This window comes from Campylobacter showae (genome assembly GCF_900699785.1).
In the GTDB taxonomy this organism is placed as follows: domain Bacteria; phylum Campylobacterota; class Campylobacteria; order Campylobacterales; family Campylobacteraceae; genus Campylobacter_A; species Campylobacter_A showae_D.
In genome coordinates, this window is the sequence record NZ_LR535679.1 from 1676477 (window position 1) to 1695754 (window position 19278).

The following is a 19278-nucleotide window of genomic DNA, read 5'->3' on the forward strand; positions in this document are numbered from 1 at the left end:
CAAAAAAGGAAGAAAAATGGTAAACGAAATAGAAAAATTAGGTCTTAAGGACATCAAAAAAATCAACCACAACCTAAGTTACGACGAGCTTTTCGAGCTTGAAAAGGCGATGGGCGAGGGACGCGTGTCAAGCAACGGCACTTTTATGGTCGATACTGGCATATTTACGGGTCGCAGCCCAAAGGATAAGTACTTCGTAAAGCAGGACCCGAGCCAAAAATACATCGCGTGGGGCAAGGTAAATCAGCCTATCTCAAAAGAGCTTTTCGACAAGCTTTTAGCCAAAGCCAAAGCCCAGCTAAGCGGCAAGGAAATCTTTATCCAAGACGCATTTTGCGGCGCGAGCGAAAAGAGCAAAAAATCGGTTCGTTTCGTAACCGAAGTCGCATGGCAGGCGCATTTCGTAAAAAATATGTTCATCCGTCCAAACGAGGCGGAGCTAGCTAAATTTAGCCCTGATTTCGTGGTTTTCAATGCGTGCAAATGCAAAAACGAAGAGTGCAAAGAGCAGGGGCTAAACTCCGACGTTTTCGTTATCTTTAACGTCGAGGAAAACGTCGCCGTTATCGGCGGTACGTGGTACGGCGGCGAGATGAAAAAAGGAATTTTCTCTATGATGAACTACTGGCTGCCGCTTGAGGGCAAGCTAAGCATGCACTGCTCGGCAAACGTGGGCAAGCAGGGCGATACGGCATTATTTTTCGGCCTAAGCGGCACGGGCAAAACGACGCTCTCTACAGATCCAAACCGCAAGCTAATCGGCGATGACGAGCACGGCTGGGACGATGAGGGGATATTTAACTTCGAGGGCGGCTGCTACGCGAAGTGCATAAATTTAGATCCGAGCAGCGAGCCTGAAATTTACGCCGCTATCAAACGCGACGCGCTGCTTGAAAACGTAGTCGCCAACGAGGCGGGCGTAGTAGACTACAAAGACGGTAGCAAGACCGAAAACACCCGCGTTAGCTACCCGATCTATCATATCGATAACTACGAGCCAAGCTCTGCGGGCGGCCATCCAAAAAACATAATCTTCCTAACAGCCGACGCATTCGGCGTTTTGCCGCCGGTCGCAAAGCTAACCAAAGAGCAGGCGATGTATTATTTCCTAAGCGGCTACACGGCAAAAGTCGCGGGCACCGAGCGCGGTATCACCGAGCCGGTGGCAACCTTTAGCGCGTGCTTTGGCGAGCCGTTTATGCCGCTGCATCCGACCGTTTACGCTAAGCTACTGGGCGAAAAGATCGACAAGCATAATGTCAGCGTCTATCTCGTAAACACAGGCTGGAGCGGCGGCGCGTACGGCGTGGGCAAGCGAATGAGCATCAAAGCCACGCGCGCGTGCATAAACGCGATCCTTGACGGCAGCATCAAAAAGTGCGAATTTGAAAATTTCGAGAAATTTAACCTCGCGATCCCAAAAGAGCTCGCAGGCGTCGAGACGAAGCTGCTAAATCCGATCAATACGTGGGAAAATAAGGACGAATACGTCGCGACTAGAGATAAGCTAGCGGGTATGTTTGAGGCGAATTTTAAACGCTACGAGGACGTAAAAGAGGGCGTAGAATACGCAAAAGCGGGCCCTACGGCTTAAATTTAAAGGGCGCGGGATTGAAATTTTACTCTGTAAAACGCGGGCTTAAATTTAGCCTTTTAGCCTGCGCCTTTTTTCTTTCGGGTTGCGATATTTTGGGAGGACAAAGCCAAAGCTCCGCGCTAAAGTCCGCCAAGCAGCCCGAGTTTTCTTTCGTTCCGGACTCCGACGCGGTCGCGTATCTAAACGAGTACCGCCGAGGCTCGGGACTCTCCAGCCTAAGACAAAATCAAATTTTAAGCCAAGCCGCCAAAAATCACGCCGAGTATAGCGCCCAAAACGAATACATGGGCCACGACGAGACGGCAGGACGAGCTAAATTTAGCGGCGCGACTCCGGCCGACAGAGCTCTAGCCGTGGGCTACAAATCAACTCTAGTGCTTGAAAACATCGCTTATAAAAGCGACTTTAAAGAGGCGGTGGACGGGCTATTTTCGGCGATTTATCACCGATTTGCGTTTTTAAATTTGAGCGTCGATGAGGTCGGCTACGCGCTCGCGTCCAAGGATAAATTTAACGCCTTCGTCTTTGAGATGGGCAACTCTAGGCTTAACGCCTTTTGCGCTAAGGGTGCGAGCGATACGGGCGCGGGGCGGTTTTATACCAACGTCTGCGCAGATAAAAATCTAAAAATAAAAGACGCCAAATTTGATAATTTCACCGGCTCTAGCAAGCCTTTTGTCAAATTTCCCGACGCTACTGCAGTGACGCCCTATTTTAGCGGCGAGATCCCGGACCCCTTCCCCGAGTGCAAGATCACGGCAAGTCCCGTCAGTATCGAGTTTAACGCAAATGCAAGCGAGGTAAAATTTAAGGATTTTGAGATATTTAAAGATGGGCGAAAGATCCAAAATTTGCACGTCATCACGAGCGCCAACGATATAAATTCTAAATTTTCCTCCAAGCAGTTCGCGGCTTTTTCGCGGGAGGTTTTTGACTTCGGCGCGCAGTACGAGGCGGTTTTTAGCTACGAGCAAGCAGGCGCGCGAAATCAAAGCGCCCAAAACGCGGGCGCGCAGGTAAAGCAGATAAAATGGAGCTTTAAAACCAAAACTCCGCAAAATCCATATTTCGACGCGCGAGACGGCGACGTGCTGGGCGTGGATGCGGATAAGACCTACGAGATATTTTTCCGCCCCAAAGACTGCAACGACCTCATGACGCGCTACTCTTACAAAGCCTCGGGCTTTATGATGCCTACGGTCGCACAAAGCGGCACGAACACGCTAAGCGTGAAGCTAAAAGGCATGGCCGGCGATACGCTAAGTATCGTGGCGGGCGGCATGAGCGTCAAGGTGCGGCTCAAAACCAGCTCGCCAGAAGCCGTGCGCGAGAGGAGGGCGTTTTACGTGAAGGCGGGAGTGATGATCGCCGGCGTGATAGTGATTTTTGCGCTAATCGGCAGAAAGATGAGGCGGTAAATTCGGACTATATAATAAGTCCGCCGCGCTTAACTATTTATAAATTTTACCGACTTGCGTATCTGCAACTAAACGACGTAAAACCTTCGTATGAGCGTATAAATGCCAAAATTTACGCTTATATCCGCCGCCGCGTGGATAGTGCTGCGACTATAAAAAAGTTTGGCGCGAGGAGCGGAAATAAAGTTTATTATTTATCGCTTTTGCGGCTACGGCGAGTTTATCTTGCTAGTTCTATCCTGATCTGCCCGTCTTTTGCGACCGAGCTCACATCGCCCTCGATCACGCCCAGGCGTACGATGCCTTCATAGTAGGGCTGATAGCCGTAGTAGATGACAAAGTTATTCCACGGAGCAAAGTATGAGATCTCGCCTTTTTTGCCGTCGCTGCCGCTCGGAGCGCCTCTTGTATCAAGCTGTTTTGGCAGCTTAGCTACCTTTTCGCGTCCGCCGTAGTCCTCTAAATTTAGCGTTAGCGGCAGCTGTGCGGCAAAACTCCTTGCCGCTGCCGTATCGTCTAAGATAGCCGTCGCTTCGCCGTTAGAGCTCTTTAGGACTATCTTTAAATTTTGCATTTTCTCTCCTGCTGCCAAATTTAACCCCGCAAAAAGCATAAAGACGGCTAAAGTTTTTCTCATTTTTACTCACTTTAAATTTATTTTGCCAGTTCGAGGATTTGAGCGATATTTTTCTTTGGATAGAGCTCTTGCATCGCCCACGCCTTTGCGTTTTCATAGGCAACACCCGCGATCTCATTTATAAGCGTCTCGCTATCTATCTTTAGCTGCGATAGTCTTGTTGGAGTGCCTATTTTGTCAAACCACGCTTTTAGCGCCTCTATGCCCTCATCTGCGGTTTTAAGCCCAAAAATTTCTCTCGCAAAACGCTCAAATACGCCTAAATTTCTATCCTTATACCACTTCATCCACGCAGGCATAACCACACTTAGTCCAGCTCCGTGCGCGCAGTCCGTTACCGCACTCATCGCATGCTCGATCATGTGATTTGGATACTCGATGCCTGAGGTACCGACCATGGTTATGCCATTTAGCGCCATCGTCGCAGCCCAGGCAAACTCAGCTCTAGCATCGTAGTCATCAGGGTTTGCGAGTAAAATTTCGGTCGTACGGATGATGGTTTTGATGTTTGCTTCTACCTGCATTCTGGCGATTAGCGGATAGTTTATAGCCGTGAAATAGCCCTCGATGCTGTGCGCGATAACATCGCTTGCGCTATAAACTAGATAGTCGCGGCTGACGGTGGCTTGTAGCTGCGGGTTTACGACAGATACTTTTGGGAAAAGGCACGGCGCGCCCAGATGAAGCTTTAATTTAGCCGCTTCGTTGGTCACGACGCCGTTTTGATTCATCTCAGAGCCAGTTGCCGCTAGCGTGATGATGTCAAATACCATAAGCGACTCGGCCGGATTTTTACCTACGAAAAAGTCCCACACGTCGCCGCTATATTTAGCTCCGGCAGCGACTGCCTTTGCAGAGTCTAGCACCGAGCCGCCGCCAACGGCCAGCACGCTATCGGCGCCAAATTCACGGGCTATTTTGATCGCTTCGTTTACTTTGCTTAGTACCGGGTTTGACTTAACGCCGCCAAACCCTATGAATTCGATGCCGTTTGCTTTTAGACTATCGGTAGCTACGCCAAGCAGTCCGCTCTTTCTTACGCGCTCGCTGCCGTATAGCACAAGGGCTTTTTTAGCTCCAAATTCTTTCATATATTCGCCGATATGAGCTTCTTTGCCTTTGCCAAATTCTATTCTTACCGGGTTATAAAATGTAAAATTTTCCATTGTTTTTCTTTTTTAAATTTGCCCCCGCAAGGTGCAGGGGCAGCGGTTTATTTCAAATTTGCTTTGAAAAATTCCTCAAATTTATCGTATGGGATCTTATTGTTTTTATTGTCGTATAGATCTGTGTGCACGGCGTCAGGGACGATAACTAGCTCTTTATTTTTGTTGCCAAGAGATTTAAAAGCGTCCTCGCTAAAGTATCTTGAGTGCGCTTTCTCGCCGGCTACGATAAGAGTCGGGGTTCTCATCTCGCTAGCGTAGACAAGGATTGGCATATTTATAAACGAGATAGGGTTTGTGACGATCCAGCCGCTCTCTCCGCTGTTTGAGTTTACAGAGCGTTTGTGATATCCGCGCGGCGTGCGGTAATAGTCCGCATATTCAGCGATAAACTGCGGCGTGCTTGCATCTACCTTTTTTGGATCAACGTTTATCGCACCAGTATATGCCGGTTTGCCATTTTTAGCATCGACCCAGCGTTGTTCGGCTAGCTTCTTTTTAGTTTCATATCTCTCATCGGCGCCCACGCTATCGTTGTAGCCTTTTGCCATCACTCGCGTCATATCATACATCGTGCTGGTTGCAACCGCCTTTATGCGAGGATCGGCAAGAGATGCGTTTAGAGCAAAACCGCCCCAGCCGCATACGCCTAAAATGCCGATCTTACCTCGATCTATATTGCTCTGGGTGCCTAGAAAATCCACCGCAGCGCTAAAATCGTCAGTGTTTATCTCAGGGCTTGCTAAATTTCTTGGCTCGCCGCCGCTCTCTCCGGTGTAGCTTGGATCAAAGGCAAGCGTGATAAAGCCGCGCTCGGCTAAAGTTTGGGCGTAAAGGCCGCTTGATTGCTCTTTGACCGCGCCAAAAGGTCCGCTAACTGCGATCGCGGCAGCCTTACCATGCAAATTTTTAGGCGTATAAAGATCGCCGACGATCTCCACGCCGTAACGATTTTTAAATTTAACTTTCTTGTGATCTACCTTATCGCTTTTAGCGAAAACTTTGTCCCACTCGCTTACCATCGATACCGCCTCTAGCGGTGATTTTACTACATTCGTACCTGCCATTGCATTGCCTCCTAAAATAAAACTTGACGCTACAAGCGTCGCCGCAAATTTCTTAAGATTCACCTCTTCTCCTTTAAATTTTTTGATATTTTGGCGAGCTTTGGACTTTCCTTGTCCCGCATACCGTTTTGTTGGGGTACATTATATCTGTATTTTAAATTTTACGTTAGAACGATCCTCTAAATTTCATGCCTAATCCTGCAAAATTTCTAAAAAGTTGTATAATTTCACAAAATTTGATTCGGAGAGTGAAATGGCTGATGTAAATTTACTAAAAGAGCAGACAAAAGAGTTTTTATTAGATAGATGCGGCGTAAACTGCCTAGAGCGCAGCGACATCGACTCGCTTGATTTTTATATCAGCGACAAAACGCATGATTTTATCAGCGCGGTTTATGAGCCGTCATTGTGCATAATACTGCAAGGAGCAAAGGCGATCGGCTTTGGCGATGATATGCACGGATACGACGAGCAGACTTATGCGCTAGCTTCTACTCATGTACCGTTAAATGTAAGCCTAACAGACGCTTCAAAAGAGAAACCCTACATCTCGCTTCGCATTAAATTTAGCCTTGATGAGGTCTATGAAGTGCTAAAAGGCGTGGACGTAAAAGAGCAGAACCTACAAAAAAGCGAAAAAGGCATATTCTTTGGCGAGCTAACGGATGAAATTTTAGAGCCTGTTTTGAGGTTTGTCTGGCTACTAGAAAAGCCGAAAGAGAAGGTCAAATTTCTCTCAGACCTTGCTAAAAAAGAGATACTTTACACGCTCGCAACAAACGATAAAAGCGGCTATTTTTTAAGTAAATTTGCGATGCAAGGCAGCGTTTCAAATAAAATTTCAAAAGCCGTAGCAAAGATAAAAAACGAGTTTTCGCAAAAGCTAAATATGAAAGATGTCGCGCGCGAATGCGATATGAGTGAGTCTTCACTATATCATAACTTCAAAATCGTAACCTCGCTAAGTCCCATAGCTTTTCAAAAAAAGATCCGCCTAGAAGAGGCCAAAAACCTGCTAGCGACCAAAAAGATCGGCGTTGCGCAGGCTGCTTTTGACGTCGGATACGAGAGCGCATCGCAGTTTAGCCGCGAATACGCAAGGATGTTTGGCGTACCGCCTAAAATTCATAGCGAAATTTTACGTTCTGGGGTGGCGTAAATTTAAATTTGATCTAAATTTGACGGCGAAAGGGCGGGCGAAAGTTGCTTAAATTTGACGCCAAATTTAGCTCGCTTCAGACGTCGCCGTTTTAAATTTTAAAATTTTACGTAGGCTTTAACGCGTAAAATTTCAGACGCCGTTTTTCTAAATTTAACGCGCTCTTAGAGCGCCGCGCATCTAAATTTAGCGCCCTAAAATTTCAAATTTATCGCCGTGCACTGCGATAGCTTCGGCGTTATTTATCGGCGTCAAATTTAGCTTGCCGCCGTAAATTTTTAAAATTTCAGCCGCTATGTGCTTTTGTCAAATTTACACGCAGTAAAAATCAACAAATACCCAAAATGCTACAAATTTTCATTTCCCACGCGATAAGCCCCACTCTTGCTAGCTTAAATTTACCCCAGCGCCACGTAATCAGCGGGCAACGGCGTGATAACGCTGATAAAGATAAAATCCTCCTTACCGGTGTTTTTCATGCCGTGACACTCGCCCTTAGCCGAGATCACCACGTCGCCCTTTTTGACCGAGATTTGCTTGTATCGACAAGATCGCTCGCTTTTAAAATTTACTTGTTCGCCGTTATCTAAAAGCTCGTCCGTCTTTTTTGCAAGATAAAATACGCCCTCGCCTTGCAAGCACACCCACACGTCGTCGCTTGTGGTGTGCGTGTGTACCGCGACCTCTTGACCGGCTCGCACGACCCAGACTGCGCAACTAGTGGCGTCCGTCTCGCAAAATACCGTTTTTATCGCCTTTTCTCCGCTCTTTGCGACCTCGCTTACGTGATAAATTCGCTTTTTCATTTTTGCTCCTTTTTCGTTCATTTTAGCCGCGCAGAGTGAATACGGCGTGAAATTTAAGTGGATTTGAGCTAAAATCAAAGTCAAAATTTAGCGCAAAAAGGAAAAACGATGCAAGAAAATCCAAAAAAAATGTGGTCGGGTAGGTTTAGCGGTGAGAGTAGCGAGCTTTTGGAGGAGTTTAACGCCTCGATCGGCTTTGACAGGGCGCTTTGGCAGGAGGATATCGCAGGCAGCAAGGCACACGCTCGGATGCTGGGTGCTTGCGGGATTTTAAAGCCTGAGGAGAGCGAAAAGATCGTCGCGGGGCTTGACGCCGTGTTTGAAGAGATAAAAAGCGGTAAATTTGAGTTTAAAACCGCCGACGAGGACATCCACATGGCGGTCGAAAAGCGCCTAAGCGAGCTCATCGGAAGCGATCTTGGCGGTAGGCTACACACCGCGCGCAGCAGAAACGATCAGGTCGCGCTTGATTTTCGTCTCTACGTGCTTAAAAGCGGCGCTACGATCGCCGAAAAAACTCGCGAGCTAGTCGCCGCGTTGCGAGATATAGCTAGCGAGCACGCGGACACGCTGATGCCAGGCTACACGCACCTTCAGCACGCCCAGCCCGTGAGCCTTGCCTATCATCTGCTAGCTTACGCGTTTATGTTTCGCCGCGACTACGAGCGCTTTGCCAGCTCGCGCGAGCGAAATAACCTCTGTCCGCTAGGCTCCGCCGCGCTTGCGGGTACGCCGCATCCTATAAATCGCGAGCTGGTCGCGCAGCAGCTGGGGTTTGCGGGAGTGACGCCAAACGCGATGGATAGCGTCAGCGACCGCGATTTCGCGCTGGAGATTTTGTTTAACGTAAGCGTGCTGATGACGCATGCGTCGCGCCTGTGCGAGGAGCTCATCTTGTGGAGCTCGCAGGAGTTTGGCTTTATCACGATCAGCGACGCCTACAGTACGGGCAGCTCGATCATGCCGCAGAAGAAAAACCCCGACGTCGCCGAGCTAATCCGCGGCAAAACGGGGCGCGTAAACGGCAATCTCGTCGCGCTGCTAACGGTGATGAAGGGCTTGCCGTTAGCATACAACAAGGATATGCAAGAGGACAAGGAGGGTGTTTTTGATAGCGTCGCCACTGCGCTTGCGAGCCTTGAAATTTTAAAACAGATGCTAAAAACGGCTAAATTTAACGAGCAAAATATGCTAGCGATGACGCGCCGCGGGCACCTCACGGCGACCGATCTGGCGGATTATCTCGTGCGGGAGAAAAACGTACCGTTTCGCCGGGCGCACTTCATCACGGGCAAAGCCGTGGCGTATGCGGAAAATTTGGGCCTGGATTTGAGCGAGCTAAATGTGCAGCAGCTTGCTAGCGTGGATGAAAGTTTGGACGCTGGCGCGGTTAAATTTCTTGATCTAAACGCCTCCAAAGAGGCACGCAAGTCGCAAGGAGGCACGGCAAATGAGAGCGTTGCGGCGCAGATTGAAATTTTAAACGAGTGGTTGAAAGGGTAAATTTAAGGAGTCAAATTTGACCGCTCGACTTAGCAAAAGCGGCGGTCTTTTTGGAGGTTTAGCGAGCTTGCCGTGCTTGCGGTTAGCTCGCTAAGTCAAATTTACGCTCAAATTTCGAGCGTAAATTTAAAATTTAAAACGTGCTTTGCGGATCTGTCGCAGTATCCACCCAGCCAAGCTTTGCCCCCGCTAGCAGGTGAAAGTGCAGGTGCATGACCTCTTGACCGCCGTTTTCGCCGCAGTTTGTGACTAGGCGGTATCCGCTCTTATCTACGCCCATCAGCACCGCGACTTCTTGGATAAATTTCGTCATCTCGCCCATCAGCACCCCGTCCATCTCCTGGAAATTTTCAAAGTGTTTTTTCGGGATGATCAAAATATGAATCGGAGCCTTTGGATTTATGTCGTTAAAGGCTAAAAATTTGTCGTTTTCCAGCACTTTGTTGCAAGGTATTTCGCCCGCTACGATTTTTTCAAATATCGTCATGATTTTCTCCTGGTTAAAATTTGGCTTAATTATAACAAGTAAAAGTTAAAATTTCCCGCCTTTTAGGCAGATTTTATCAAATTTTGACTACAATCTATCCTAAAATTCAATAAAGGTAAAAACTTGCAAGAGTATAGAGAAAGTATCGCAAAATGCGGGAATTTGGCGGATTTAGACAAGATTCGCGTCGCGCTACTGGGCAAAAAGGGCGCGATCACGTCGGAGTTTGCTAAGCTTAAGGATATGGACGAAGCGGCCAAGAAGGAATTTGCGGCAAATTTAAACAAGCTAAGAGACGAATTTGAAGCGCTTTTAGCGGCTAAAAAAACCGAGCTTGAAAGCTGCGAGATAAAGGCCAAAATGAAGGCTGAGGCCATCGACATCACGCTATTTAACGAGCCAAGCGGCGCGGGCGCGCTGCACCCAGTAATGGCTACGATGGATAAGATCATCGAGTACTTTATGATGCAAAATTTCTCGCTCGAGACGGGACCGCTTATAGAGGATGATTTTCACAACTTCGAGGCGCTAAATTTACCTAAATATCACCCTGCGCGCGATATGCAAGATACGTTTTATTTTAAGGATTTTAGGTTGCTCCGCACGCACACTAGCCCCGTGCAGGTGCGCACAATGATGAGCAAAAAGCCGCCGATTCGCATGATAGCGCCCGGAACTGTATTTCGCCGCGATATGGATCTAACGCACACGCCGATGTTCCATCAGGTAGAAGGCCTCGTGGTGGAGGAGGGCGGCGCGGTGAGTTTCGCAAATTTAAAATCAATGCTTGAAAATTTCTTAAAATACATGTTCGGCGACGTTAAAGTGCGCTTTCGCCCTAGCTTTTTCCCGTTTACCGAGCCTAGCGCGGAGGTCGATATCAGCTGTATCTTCTGCCACGGCGACGGATGCCGCGTGTGTAAGCAAACGGGCTGGCTCGAGGTACTAGGATGCGGCGTGGTCGATCCGAACGTCTTTAAGGCCGTCGGCTACAAAAACGTGAGCGGATACGCATTTGGACTTGGGGTCGAGAGATTTGCGATGCTGCTTCATCAAATTCCTGATTTGCGCTCGCTTTTCGAGGGAGATTTAAGATTATTGGAGCAGTTTAAATGATAATTTCAAGAAATTGGCTAAGCGAATGGCTAGATATCTCAAACGTAACGAGCGAAACACTACTAAAGACGTTAAATTCGATCGGGCTTGAGGTCGATAGCTTTAAAGAGATCAGGGTACCTAAAAATATCGTCGTAGGCTACGTAAAAAGCAAGATAAAACACGAAAACGCCGAGAAACTAAGCGTTTGCCAAGTGGACGTAGGCGGCGAGACGCTACAAATCGTCTGCGGCGCGAAAAACGTCGAGGCCGGACAGTTCGTGCCCGTGGCGCTATCAGGCGCCGTTATGCCAAGCGGCCTAGAGATAAAGAGGGCAAAACTGCGCGGCGTCGAGTCAAACGGTATGATCTGCTCATCCGTCGAGCTAGGCCTCGTAAAAACAAACGACGGCATAATGTCACTAGATGAAAGTATCGGCGAGCTAAAACTAGGTAAGGAAATTTGCGAATATCCGCTACTAAACGACGATATTATCGAGATCGAGCTAACGCCAAACCGCGGCGACTGCCTGAGCGTTTACGGCGTAGCGAGGGATCTGTCGGCCGCGCTTGATCTGCCTTTAAAAGATGCCGCCAGATACGAAGAGGGCGAAAATTTGCTTGGTATCGGGCGTATCTTGGCTATCCACGCCGAGGAAAATTTACAAAGCAGTTTTCAGTACCGCGCTTTTGAGATAAAAGAGTATTTTGATGAAAATTTGCTGATGAAGATCCGTTTGGCGCTGATCGAATGTGATAAACAAAACCGCATCGAGCGTCTGCTAGACTACGCTACGCATTCAACCGGCGTGCTGTTTAGCGCGTATGACTACGCCAAGCTCAAAAAGGACGACGAGCGCGCTGTTTTTGATCTGCAAAAGGGCGCAAATTTGGCGACTGAAATTTTAGCCGGCGGCGAGCTTTTGGGCGTTGGCGGCGTGTATCAGACGGATGCGGCTAGACTTGACGAAAACAGCAAACTAATCATAGTAGAGGCTAGCTACACCGATCCTCAAGTCATCGCGACAACCGTTTACGAGGATAAGCAAATGCCGCGCCAAGCGCAAGCTTACCGCTCGCTAAGAGGTAGCGAGCCAAACGTAGGTTCTGGAGCCGATTTTTTATTTAAACAGCTAGCCGCGCTAAAATCGGTTGCGCTTTATGCGGGCTCTCAGCAAAGCGTGATGACGCGCGAACCAAAGGTCGTGAGCTTTACGATGAGCGAAATGCAAAAAATGATCGGTCAAGAAGTCGCACAAAACGACGTCGTGAGGATACTTAAAAAGCTTGGATTTAGCCTAACTTTTAACGCCGAAAAAGAGGGTGCGAACGTGAAAGTGCCGTTATTTCGCCACGATATCGTAAATGCGCAGGACGTATGCGAGGAGATCGTGCGAATGGTCGGTATTGATAATATCGCCTCAAAGCCGCTAAATTTCAGCGAAGCAAACCGCATAAACGATACTTTTACCGACTACAAAAACGCGCTAAATTTGCGTAAAAAAGCCGCCGCAGCCGGGTTTTTCGAGAGCGTGCATTATGTATTTGACGATGCCGGCGAGCTAGCCGCACTCGGTTTTGCGCCTTGTAAGGCCGAGATAGCCAACCCGATAAATAGCGAACTAAACACGCTAAGGCCGACGCTTGCAAACCACTTGCTAAAATCGGCCGAGCGAAACGTCAAAAATCAGCGAAAATCGGTCAAAATTTTTGAATTCGGTAGCGTATTTAGCCAGAGCGGCGAGCAAAGCGAGAGATTTGGCTTCGTAGCTAGCGGACTAACGAGAGAGCCTAGCCTGCTAAACGGTGCAAAGCCTGCCGATATCGACTTTTTGGGCTTTGCTACGGCGGTTAGAAACGCGATCGGCGAATTTGAGCTAAAAGCGTGCGACGACGTAAAATATCTAAGCGAATTTGAACAAGCGAAAATCTACCAAAACGGCCTTTGCGTGGGCTATATCGGCCGCGTGGACGTGCGAGTCGAGGCAACGCGCGACCTGCCGCGGACATATCTTTGCGAGATAGAGTTTGAAAAGCTTAAATTTGATAGCGCGGTCGTCAAAGCCTACTCGAAATTCCCGGCTATCAGCAGAGACCTAAGCCTAATCGTGCCTAAAACCATGAAATTTGAAGCGATAAAAGAGTGTATAAACGCGCTAAAAATCGAGTGTCTAAAAGAATTTTCTCCGGTTGATATATATTCGGACGATAAGCTCGGAGACGACGTGAGTCTCAGCGTCAAATTTAACTTCCAAGATATACAAAAAACGCTTGAGGACGAGGAAGTAGCGGCGATAATGGATAAAATTTTGGACGCTTTAAAGCAAAATTTAAATATCGGACTAAGATGAAAGTTTACGCATTAAGAACGCCGATAAGCGCGAGCCTGGAGAACATAGCGGCCGATAAATCTATCTCGCATAGATGCGCGATATTTTCGCTTTTGAGCGATAAACCAAGCCGCGTGAAAAACTATCTAAAGGCCGAGGATACGCTAAATACGCTAGAAATCGTAAAAAATTTAGGCGCTCGTATCGAGGAAAAAGAGGGCGAGCTAATCATAACTCCGAGCGCAAATTTAAAAGAGCCTAGCGTTGTTTTAGAGTGCGGAAACTCGGGCACGGCTATGAGGCTTTTTATGGGCTTTTTGGCTGCTAGCGAGGGTTTTTTCGTGCTAAGCGGAGACGAGTTTTTAAATCGTCGTCCAATGGCGCGCGTGGCTAAACCGCTGATCAGCGTCGGGGCAAAGATAGACGGCGCAAACGGCGGAGATCACGCGCCTTTGGCGATCCGCGGCAAGAAGCTGGAGCATTTTAAATTTGATAGCAAAATCGCTTCCGCGCAGGTAAAATCGGCGCTGATTTTGGCTGGACTAAAGTCAAACGGCTGCGAGCTTAGCGAACCCGAGCTTAGCCGCGATCACACCGAGCGCATGCTAAAAGGCATGGGAGCGAGCCTGCAAATTTTACCGCATGGCGTCAAGGTTGAACCGATGAATGCGCCGCTAAAACCGCTTGAAATTTGCGTCCCAAACGACCCTAGCTCGGCGTTTTTCTTTGCCGTAGCCGCAGCGATAATCCCAAATTCTCACATCGTGCTAAAAAATATGCTGCTAAATAAAACGCGTGTGGAGGCTTTTAAAATTTTAGCCAAAATGGGCGCGCAAGTAACGTTTAAAGAGACTTCCGGCACATACGAAAGTATCGGCGAGATCGAGATAAAGCATGCGCCGCTAAAGGCCGTGGACGTGAGCGAAAATATCTCGTGGCTAATCGACGAGGTGCCAGCACTTGCCATCGCATTTGCAAATGCACAGGGCACTAGTAGCGTGAGAAACGCAAAAGAACTTCGCGTAAAAGAGAGCGACCGCATCGCTATCATGGTGCAAGGGCTGCGAAAATGCGGGCTTGAAGTCGAAGAATTTGAAGACGGCTTTAGCGTAAAAGGCGGCGAGGCAAACTGTGCCATCATCGATAGCAACGGCGATCACCGTATCGCGATGAGCTTTGCGGTACTTGGGTTAAAATGCGGAATGGTTATAGAAAAGAGCGAATTTATCGCGACTTCGTTTCCGAATTTTAGCGGGATTTTAAGACAACTGGGAGCTAGCGTTGAGGATTGAGCTTGCTAGCAGTTACGGCTTTTGTTTTGGCGTAAAGCGCGCTATAAAAATTGCCGAAAACGCCAAAGATGCCGTAACTATCGGTCCTATCATACATAATAACGACGAGATAAACCGCCTAAATAAAAATTTTAACGTTAAAACGCTTGAAGGCATAAATGAAATCGACGGCGAAAAAAAGGCGATCATACGTACGCACGGTATCACAAAGGGCGACCTGGCCGAGCTAAAAAAAAGCGATATAAAGGTGATCGACGCGACGTGCCCTTTTGTCACCAAACCTCAGCAAATTTGCGAGAAAATGAGCAAAGAGGGCTACGACATCGTGATTTTCGGCGATGAAAAACATCCTGAGATAAAGGGCGTGAAATCATATGCCGTCGGTAAGGTATTCGTCGTACTAGAAGAAAGCGAGCTAGAGGGCGTAAAACTAGCGCAAAAGGTAGCCGTCATCAGCCAAACGACGCGCAAGGTTGAAAAATTTATGCAAATCGTAAATTATTTGATGCTACGCGTAAAAGAAGTGCGCGTTTTTAACACGATTTGTAATGCTACTTTTGAAAACCAAGAAGCGGTTAAAAACTTAGCCGTTAGAGCCGACGTAATGGTCGTAATCGGCGGCAAAAACAGCTCAAATACAAAACAGCTCTATCTCATCTCAAAAACCGCCTGCGAGGATAGCTATCTCGTGGAAAACGAACTAGAGCTAGAGCGCGCGTGGTTTGAGGGGAAAAAACTCTGTGGAGTGAGCGCCGGAGCGTCTACGCCCGATTGGATTATCCAAAAAGTTGTTGATAAACTAGAGAGCTTTCAAATTTAATAAACAAGCATTACTTTTTTAAACAAAATTTTAAATTTGACCCTGAAATTTCGCAAGTTAATCTACAAATAAGTTAATATTAAGTAAAATTAAGTCTAATTGTGTTAAAAGCAAAATATATACAAAAGGAACAAGATGGCTGCGGTGAACAAAAAAGTTCAGCTTAGTAAGGCAAACGACGGTATCGAAGACGACGATTTTGCCGCGATGTTAGAGGAGTCTTTTAGAAAGACGGAAGAAGATAGCGACGGAATAATCGTCGATATTAAAGGCGACGAGGTTTTTGTAAACGTCGGTAAAAAATCAGAGGGAATTTTAAATATTTCCGAGATCCAAGACGAAAACGGAGAGCTTAAATTTAAAGCTGGCGACACGATAAAAGTCGTAATAACCGGTTCAAGAGGCGGCAAGCCTATCGTTTCTCACAAAAAAGCGCTTAGAAAAGAAAAAGTAAAAGCTTACATAGACTCATATAACGAAGAAAATCAAGACGTATTCGACGTAAAAATAATCGGTAAAAACAAAGGCGGTTTTGTTGCTCAAAATAATGACGGTATCGAGTTTTTCTTGCCTCGCTCACAAAGCGGCTTCAGAGAAGATAATGCTGTAATCGGAAAGTCTTTTAAAGTAAAAGTCATAAAGATAGACAAAGACGAGCAAAGCATCATCGTGTCGAGAAAAAAACTACTCGACGAAGATAGAAAGAAAAAAAGAGAAGCGATATCCGCAGTCGCTGAAAATACGGACGTAATAGAGGGTATAGTTAAGAAAATCACTACCTACGGCATGTTTGTAGATGTGGGCGGAGTAGACGGACTCGTACACTACAGCGAGATAAGCTATAAAGGACCGGTAAATCCTGGCTCTATCTACAAAGAGGGCGATAAGGTTTTAGTAAAAGTTATCAAATACGATAATGAGAAGAAGCACCTGTCTCTATCTATCAAGGCTGCAACTCCCGATCCTTGGGATGAGATAAAAGACGGTCTAGAAGTGGGCGACACTATAAAAGTAACGGTTAGCAACATAGAGCCTTACGGCGCATTTGTCGATCTTGGCAATGATATAGAGGGCTTTTTGCACATTTCTGAAATTTCATGGGATAAAAATATCAAAAATCCAAAAGATCACATCAGCGAGGGCGAGGAGCTTGACGTCGAGGTTATCGAGATAGATGCGAAAGATCGCCGCTTAAGAGTGAGCCTAAAAAATCTACTCAAAAAACCGTTTGACGAATTTAAGGCCAAATTTAAAGAAGGCGACGTTACTAAGGGCGTAGTTACTAGCGTGACGAATTTTGGCGCATTTGTTAGAATCGGCGGAGTAGAGGGTTTGCTTCACAACGAAGACGCTTCTTGGGATAGAAACGACAAGTGCAAAGATTTATTTAAAGTAGGCGATGAGATTGAGGTCAAAATCATCAAAATCGACTCTAACGAGCAAAAAATTTCGCTTAGCCAAAAAGATCTAAAACAAAGTCCGGTACAAGCTTATGCGAAGAAATTTAACGTAGGCGACATCGTGACGGGCAAAATTCGCGATATTAAAGATTTCGGCGTATTTGTAGAACTTGGCGATAACGTCGATGCGCTCATTCGCAAAGAAGACCTCGGTAGCGTAAGCGCTGAAAGTCTAAACATAAACGATAATATTGAAGCCGCGATAGCCTTTATCGACGAGAAGAAAAATAGAATCCGCCTAAGCGTAAGACGCCTTGCGAGACAAAAAGAGCGCGAGGTGTTAAACGAGATAAATAGCGACGATAAAGTTACTTTGGGCGACATTATCAAAGAGCAGCTATCGTAAATAAATGAAGCGATATCTGCTCTGGGGCGCGATGGCTTTTATACTGATTTTCGTCTGTATATGCGGCGCTTTGCTGTATAAGTATGCGGATGTAAATTTAAAAGCGCCCGCGCCTGCGAAGCTAAAGATATCGCAAAATAACGAGGAGCAAAATTTGTCCGGCAACCCAGCTTCTTGGGTCGGCAAAATGGCAAATTTGGCTCCTAAAAAATATGCCCTGGCAAGCAACGAGATATATGTAGAATTTAAAGACGAGTCAAAAGCCGTCATAAAAACGGCTTATCAGCTAATGATTGATAAAAACGATATCTATTCGATGTTTTGCCTTACTCAAACATTAAAAAACATACCCGTAGATTTTAGCGTAGTAAAAGAAAATTCACAAAATTTAATTTACATCAACACGCAAGATAACGGCGTTTTAGACCGCGTTATAAACGAACTTAAAGCGTATGATATACGCTCAACCTTCAAGGAGATCAAGCTATGAAAACAATAATAGTGTGCGACGCAATACATAAAGTCGGCTTTGAAATTTTAAATCGCGAAGAGGATATAAAAGTAATCGATGCGGTAAATATGCCTAAAGACAAGCTTTTGGAGATTTTAGGCGAGGCTGACGTGGCCATCACGCGAAGTTCGACCGAGGTCGGCGAGGCGTTTTTAAATGCGGCTAAAAATCTAAAAGCTCTCGTGCGCGCGGGCGTTGGCGTCGATAACGTGGATATCGACGGTTGCTCAAAACGCGGCATAATCGCGATGAACGTCCCTACGGCAAACACGATCGCCGCGGTAGAGCTAACGATGGTTCATATGCTAGCCGCCGCCCGCTCGTTTCCGTACGCTCACAACGATCTAAAAATCGACCGAATTTGGAAACGCGAGAAGTGGTACGGCGTCGAGCTTTTTAACAAGACTCTAGGCGTCATCGGCTTTGGTAACATCGGCTCTCGCGTGGCTACTAGGGCTGCGGCTTTCGGTATGCAAATCGTTGCTTACGATCCGTATATTGATCCGTCGAAAGTAACCGATATGGGCGGCGTTTATACGCGAAATTTCGACGATATCCTTGCATGCGATTTTATCACTATACACACTCCGAAAAACAAAGAAACAGTAAATATGATCGGCGAGGCGGAGATCGCAAAGATGAAGGACGGCGTGCGCCTAATAAACTGCGCTCGCGGCGGCCTTTACAACGAAGAGGCGCTGTATAACGGCCTAAAAAGCGGCAAGATAGCGTTTGCTGGTATCGACGTATTTGAGAAAGAGCCGGCGACGGATCATCCGTTGCTCGAGCTAAATAACGTCAGCGTCACGCCGCATCTTGGCGCAAATACGCTGGAGTCGCAAGCCAATATCGCTATCGCCGCAGCCGAGCAGGCTATCTCGGCGGCTCGCGGCATCAGCTATCCTAGCGCGCTAAATTTACCGATAAAAACGGAAGACCTGCCGCCTTTCGTAGAGCCTTATATCGAGCTTACGAGCAAGATGGCTTTCCTTGCCGCGCAGATCAACAAAAAAGCTATCAAAGCTATCCGTATCGAGACGCACGGCCCTATCAGCGAGTACGCTAACTCTATGCTTACCTTTGCGATCGTCGGCGCTTTAAAAGAGAGCTTGGGCGATACGATAAACTACGTAAACGCCAAATTTTTGTGCGACGAAAAGGGCATAACGACGGAGAGTAGCGTCGGCGGCAATAGTATTTTCAAAAATAAAATCACCGTTCGCATAACGACCGAAAACGACGTCGTGACGATCGGCGGAACGGTATTTGGCGAAAATCAGCAACGCATCGTGACGATAAACGGCTTTAAAACAGACTTTAAGCCTAAAGGCAAGATGATTATCTTTAAAAACAACGACGTTCCGGGCGTTATCGCTAAAATTTCGTCTATCCTCGCAGAAGAAAAGATCAATATCGCCGACTTCCGCCTAGGACGCGACGATCACGGTATGGCGCTCGCGGTCGTGTTGGTCGACGAAAAGATAACCAAAGAGACGCTGGCTAAGCTAAACGATCTTGACGTTTGCGTATGGGCAAAATACGCAGTTGTCTAAATTTAAACCCTAATTCGGGCTTAAATTCAAG

The 19278-nt window shown here is 47.0% G+C and carries 16 protein-coding genes; 11 read left to right on the forward strand and 5 right to left on the reverse strand.

Annotated features, from left to right (window positions below; all coding sequences use genetic code 11):
- Window positions 1-16 precede the first annotated feature (16 nt).
- Complete coding sequence (pckA, locus tag E4V70_RS08320; protein WP_134482490.1) at window positions 17-1594, forward strand: phosphoenolpyruvate carboxykinase (ATP); 1578 nt, start codon at window positions 17-19, stop codon at window positions 1592-1594.
- Window positions 1595-1611: 17 nt separating this feature from the next.
- Window positions 1612-3015: a CAP domain-containing protein gene (locus E4V70_RS08325; RefSeq protein ID WP_122862645.1), complete on the forward strand. Its 1404-nt coding sequence runs from the start codon at window positions 1612-1614 to the stop codon at window positions 3013-3015.
- A 220-nt stretch (window positions 3016-3235) separates the two neighbouring features.
- On the opposite strand, the gene E4V70_RS08330 is transcribed toward E4V70_RS08325, so the two are convergent.
- From E4V70_RS08330 to E4V70_RS08340, 3 genes are read right to left on the reverse strand one after another with little or no spacing between them, the layout of a single operon-like run.
- Complete coding sequence (locus E4V70_RS08330) at window positions 3236-3652, reverse strand: cyclophilin-like fold protein (RefSeq protein WP_122862646.1); 417 nt, start codon at window positions 3650-3652, stop codon at window positions 3236-3238.
- Between the two features lie 17 nt (window positions 3653-3669).
- Window positions 3670-4818, reverse strand: coding sequence for an iron-containing alcohol dehydrogenase (locus E4V70_RS08335; protein WP_122862647.1), 1149 nt, complete (start codon window positions 4816-4818; stop codon window positions 3670-3672).
- A gap of 47 nt (window positions 4819-4865) precedes the next feature.
- The gene (locus E4V70_RS08340; RefSeq protein WP_232037850.1) at window positions 4866-5885 is read right to left on the reverse strand and encodes an alpha/beta hydrolase; all 1020 of its coding nucleotides are present in this window, start codon (window positions 5883-5885) and stop codon (window positions 4866-4868) included.
- A 253-nt stretch (window positions 5886-6138) separates the two neighbouring features.
- Here E4V70_RS08340 and E4V70_RS08345 point away from each other — a divergent pair, with 253 nt between their 5' ends.
- Window positions 6139-7044, forward strand: a complete 906-nt coding sequence (locus tag E4V70_RS08345) for an AraC family transcriptional regulator (protein ID WP_122862649.1) — start codon at window positions 6139-6141, stop codon at window positions 7042-7044.
- A 398-nt stretch (window positions 7045-7442) separates the two neighbouring features.
- On the opposite strand, the gene E4V70_RS08355 is transcribed toward E4V70_RS08345, so the two are convergent.
- Complete coding sequence (locus tag E4V70_RS08355; RefSeq protein ID WP_197730465.1) at window positions 7443-7850, reverse strand: cupin domain-containing protein; 408 nt, start codon at window positions 7848-7850, stop codon at window positions 7443-7445.
- Window positions 7851-7958: 108 nt separating this feature from the next.
- Between E4V70_RS08355 and argH the strand changes: the two genes are divergently transcribed.
- Entirely contained in the window at window positions 7959-9353 is a 1395-nt protein-coding gene (gene argH, locus E4V70_RS08360; RefSeq protein WP_122862651.1) for an argininosuccinate lyase, read from the forward strand.
- Between the two features lie 133 nt (window positions 9354-9486).
- Here argH and E4V70_RS08365 read toward each other — a convergent pair whose 3' ends face one another.
- On the reverse strand, window positions 9487-9840 hold the full coding sequence (locus tag E4V70_RS08365; RefSeq protein WP_122862652.1) for a histidine triad nucleotide-binding protein: 354 nt from the start codon (window positions 9838-9840) through the stop codon (window positions 9487-9489).
- 123 nt (window positions 9841-9963) lie between these two features.
- On the opposite strand from E4V70_RS08365, the gene pheS reads away from it, so the two are divergent.
- The 7 genes from pheS to serA all read left to right on the forward strand — a co-directional run bounded on the left by pheS (window position 9964) and on the right by serA (window position 19247).
- A complete protein-coding gene (gene pheS, locus E4V70_RS08370) occupies window positions 9964-10956 on the forward strand; it encodes a phenylalanine--tRNA ligase subunit alpha (protein WP_122862653.1) in 993 nt (330 codons plus the stop codon).
- Entirely contained in the window at window positions 10953-13286 is a 2334-nt protein-coding gene (pheT, locus tag E4V70_RS08375; protein WP_122862654.1) for a phenylalanine--tRNA ligase subunit beta, read from the forward strand. Before pheS ends, pheT begins: the two co-directional genes overlap by 4 nt.
- Entirely contained in the window at window positions 13283-14557 is a 1275-nt protein-coding gene (gene aroA / locus E4V70_RS08380; RefSeq protein WP_122862655.1) for a 3-phosphoshikimate 1-carboxyvinyltransferase, read from the forward strand. The genes pheT and aroA overlap by 4 nt, the downstream gene beginning before the upstream one ends.
- Complete coding sequence (locus E4V70_RS08385; protein ID WP_122862656.1) at window positions 14547-15377, forward strand: 4-hydroxy-3-methylbut-2-enyl diphosphate reductase; 831 nt, start codon at window positions 14547-14549, stop codon at window positions 15375-15377. The genes aroA and E4V70_RS08385 overlap by 11 nt, the downstream gene beginning before the upstream one ends.
- Before the next feature lie 135 nt (window positions 15378-15512).
- The gene (locus E4V70_RS08390) at window positions 15513-17183 is read left to right on the forward strand and encodes a 30S ribosomal protein S1 (RefSeq protein ID WP_122862657.1); all 1671 of its coding nucleotides are present in this window, start codon (window positions 15513-15515) and stop codon (window positions 17181-17183) included.
- A 4-nt stretch (window positions 17184-17187) separates the two neighbouring features.
- The gene (locus tag E4V70_RS08395) at window positions 17188-17673 is read left to right on the forward strand and encodes a hypothetical protein (RefSeq protein WP_122862658.1); all 486 of its coding nucleotides are present in this window, start codon (window positions 17188-17190) and stop codon (window positions 17671-17673) included.
- A complete protein-coding gene (gene serA / locus E4V70_RS08400; RefSeq protein ID WP_122862659.1) occupies window positions 17670-19247 on the forward strand; it encodes a phosphoglycerate dehydrogenase in 1578 nt (525 codons plus the stop codon). The genes E4V70_RS08395 and serA overlap by 4 nt, the downstream gene beginning before the upstream one ends.
- Window positions 19248-19278: the final 31 nt, after the last annotated feature.

Coding starts and splice junctions, on each gene's coding strand:
- pckA (WP_134482490.1), top strand. CDS start 17: ATGGTAAACGAAATAGAAAAATTAGGTCTTAAGGACATCAAAAAAATC.
- E4V70_RS08330 (WP_122862646.1), bottom strand. CDS start 3,652: ATGAGAAAAACTTTAGCCGTCTTTATGCTTTTTGCGGGGTTAAATTTG.
- E4V70_RS08335 (WP_122862647.1), bottom strand. CDS start 4,818: ATGGAAAATTTTACATTTTATAACCCGGTAAGAATAGAATTTGGCAAA.
- E4V70_RS08340 (WP_232037850.1), bottom strand. CDS start 5,885: ATGGCAGGTACGAATGTAGTAAAATCACCGCTAGAGGCGGTATCGATG.
- E4V70_RS08345 (WP_122862649.1), top strand. CDS start 6,139: ATGGCTGATGTAAATTTACTAAAAGAGCAGACAAAAGAGTTTTTATTA.
- E4V70_RS08355 (WP_197730465.1), bottom strand. CDS start 7,850: ATGAAAAAGCGAATTTATCACGTAAGCGAGGTCGCAAAGAGCGGAGAA.
- argH (WP_122862651.1), top strand. CDS start 7,959: ATGCAAGAAAATCCAAAAAAAATGTGGTCGGGTAGGTTTAGCGGTGAG.
- E4V70_RS08365 (WP_122862652.1), bottom strand. CDS start 9,840: ATGACGATATTTGAAAAAATCGTAGCGGGCGAAATACCTTGCAACAAA.
- pheT (WP_122862654.1), top strand. CDS start 10,953: ATGATAATTTCAAGAAATTGGCTAAGCGAATGGCTAGATATCTCAAAC.
- aroA (WP_122862655.1), top strand. CDS start 13,283: ATGAAAGTTTACGCATTAAGAACGCCGATAAGCGCGAGCCTGGAGAAC.
- E4V70_RS08390 (WP_122862657.1), top strand. CDS start 15,513: ATGGCTGCGGTGAACAAAAAAGTTCAGCTTAGTAAGGCAAACGACGGT.
- E4V70_RS08395 (WP_122862658.1), top strand. CDS start 17,188: ATGAAGCGATATCTGCTCTGGGGCGCGATGGCTTTTATACTGATTTTC.
- serA (WP_122862659.1), top strand. CDS start 17,670: ATGAAAACAATAATAGTGTGCGACGCAATACATAAAGTCGGCTTTGAA.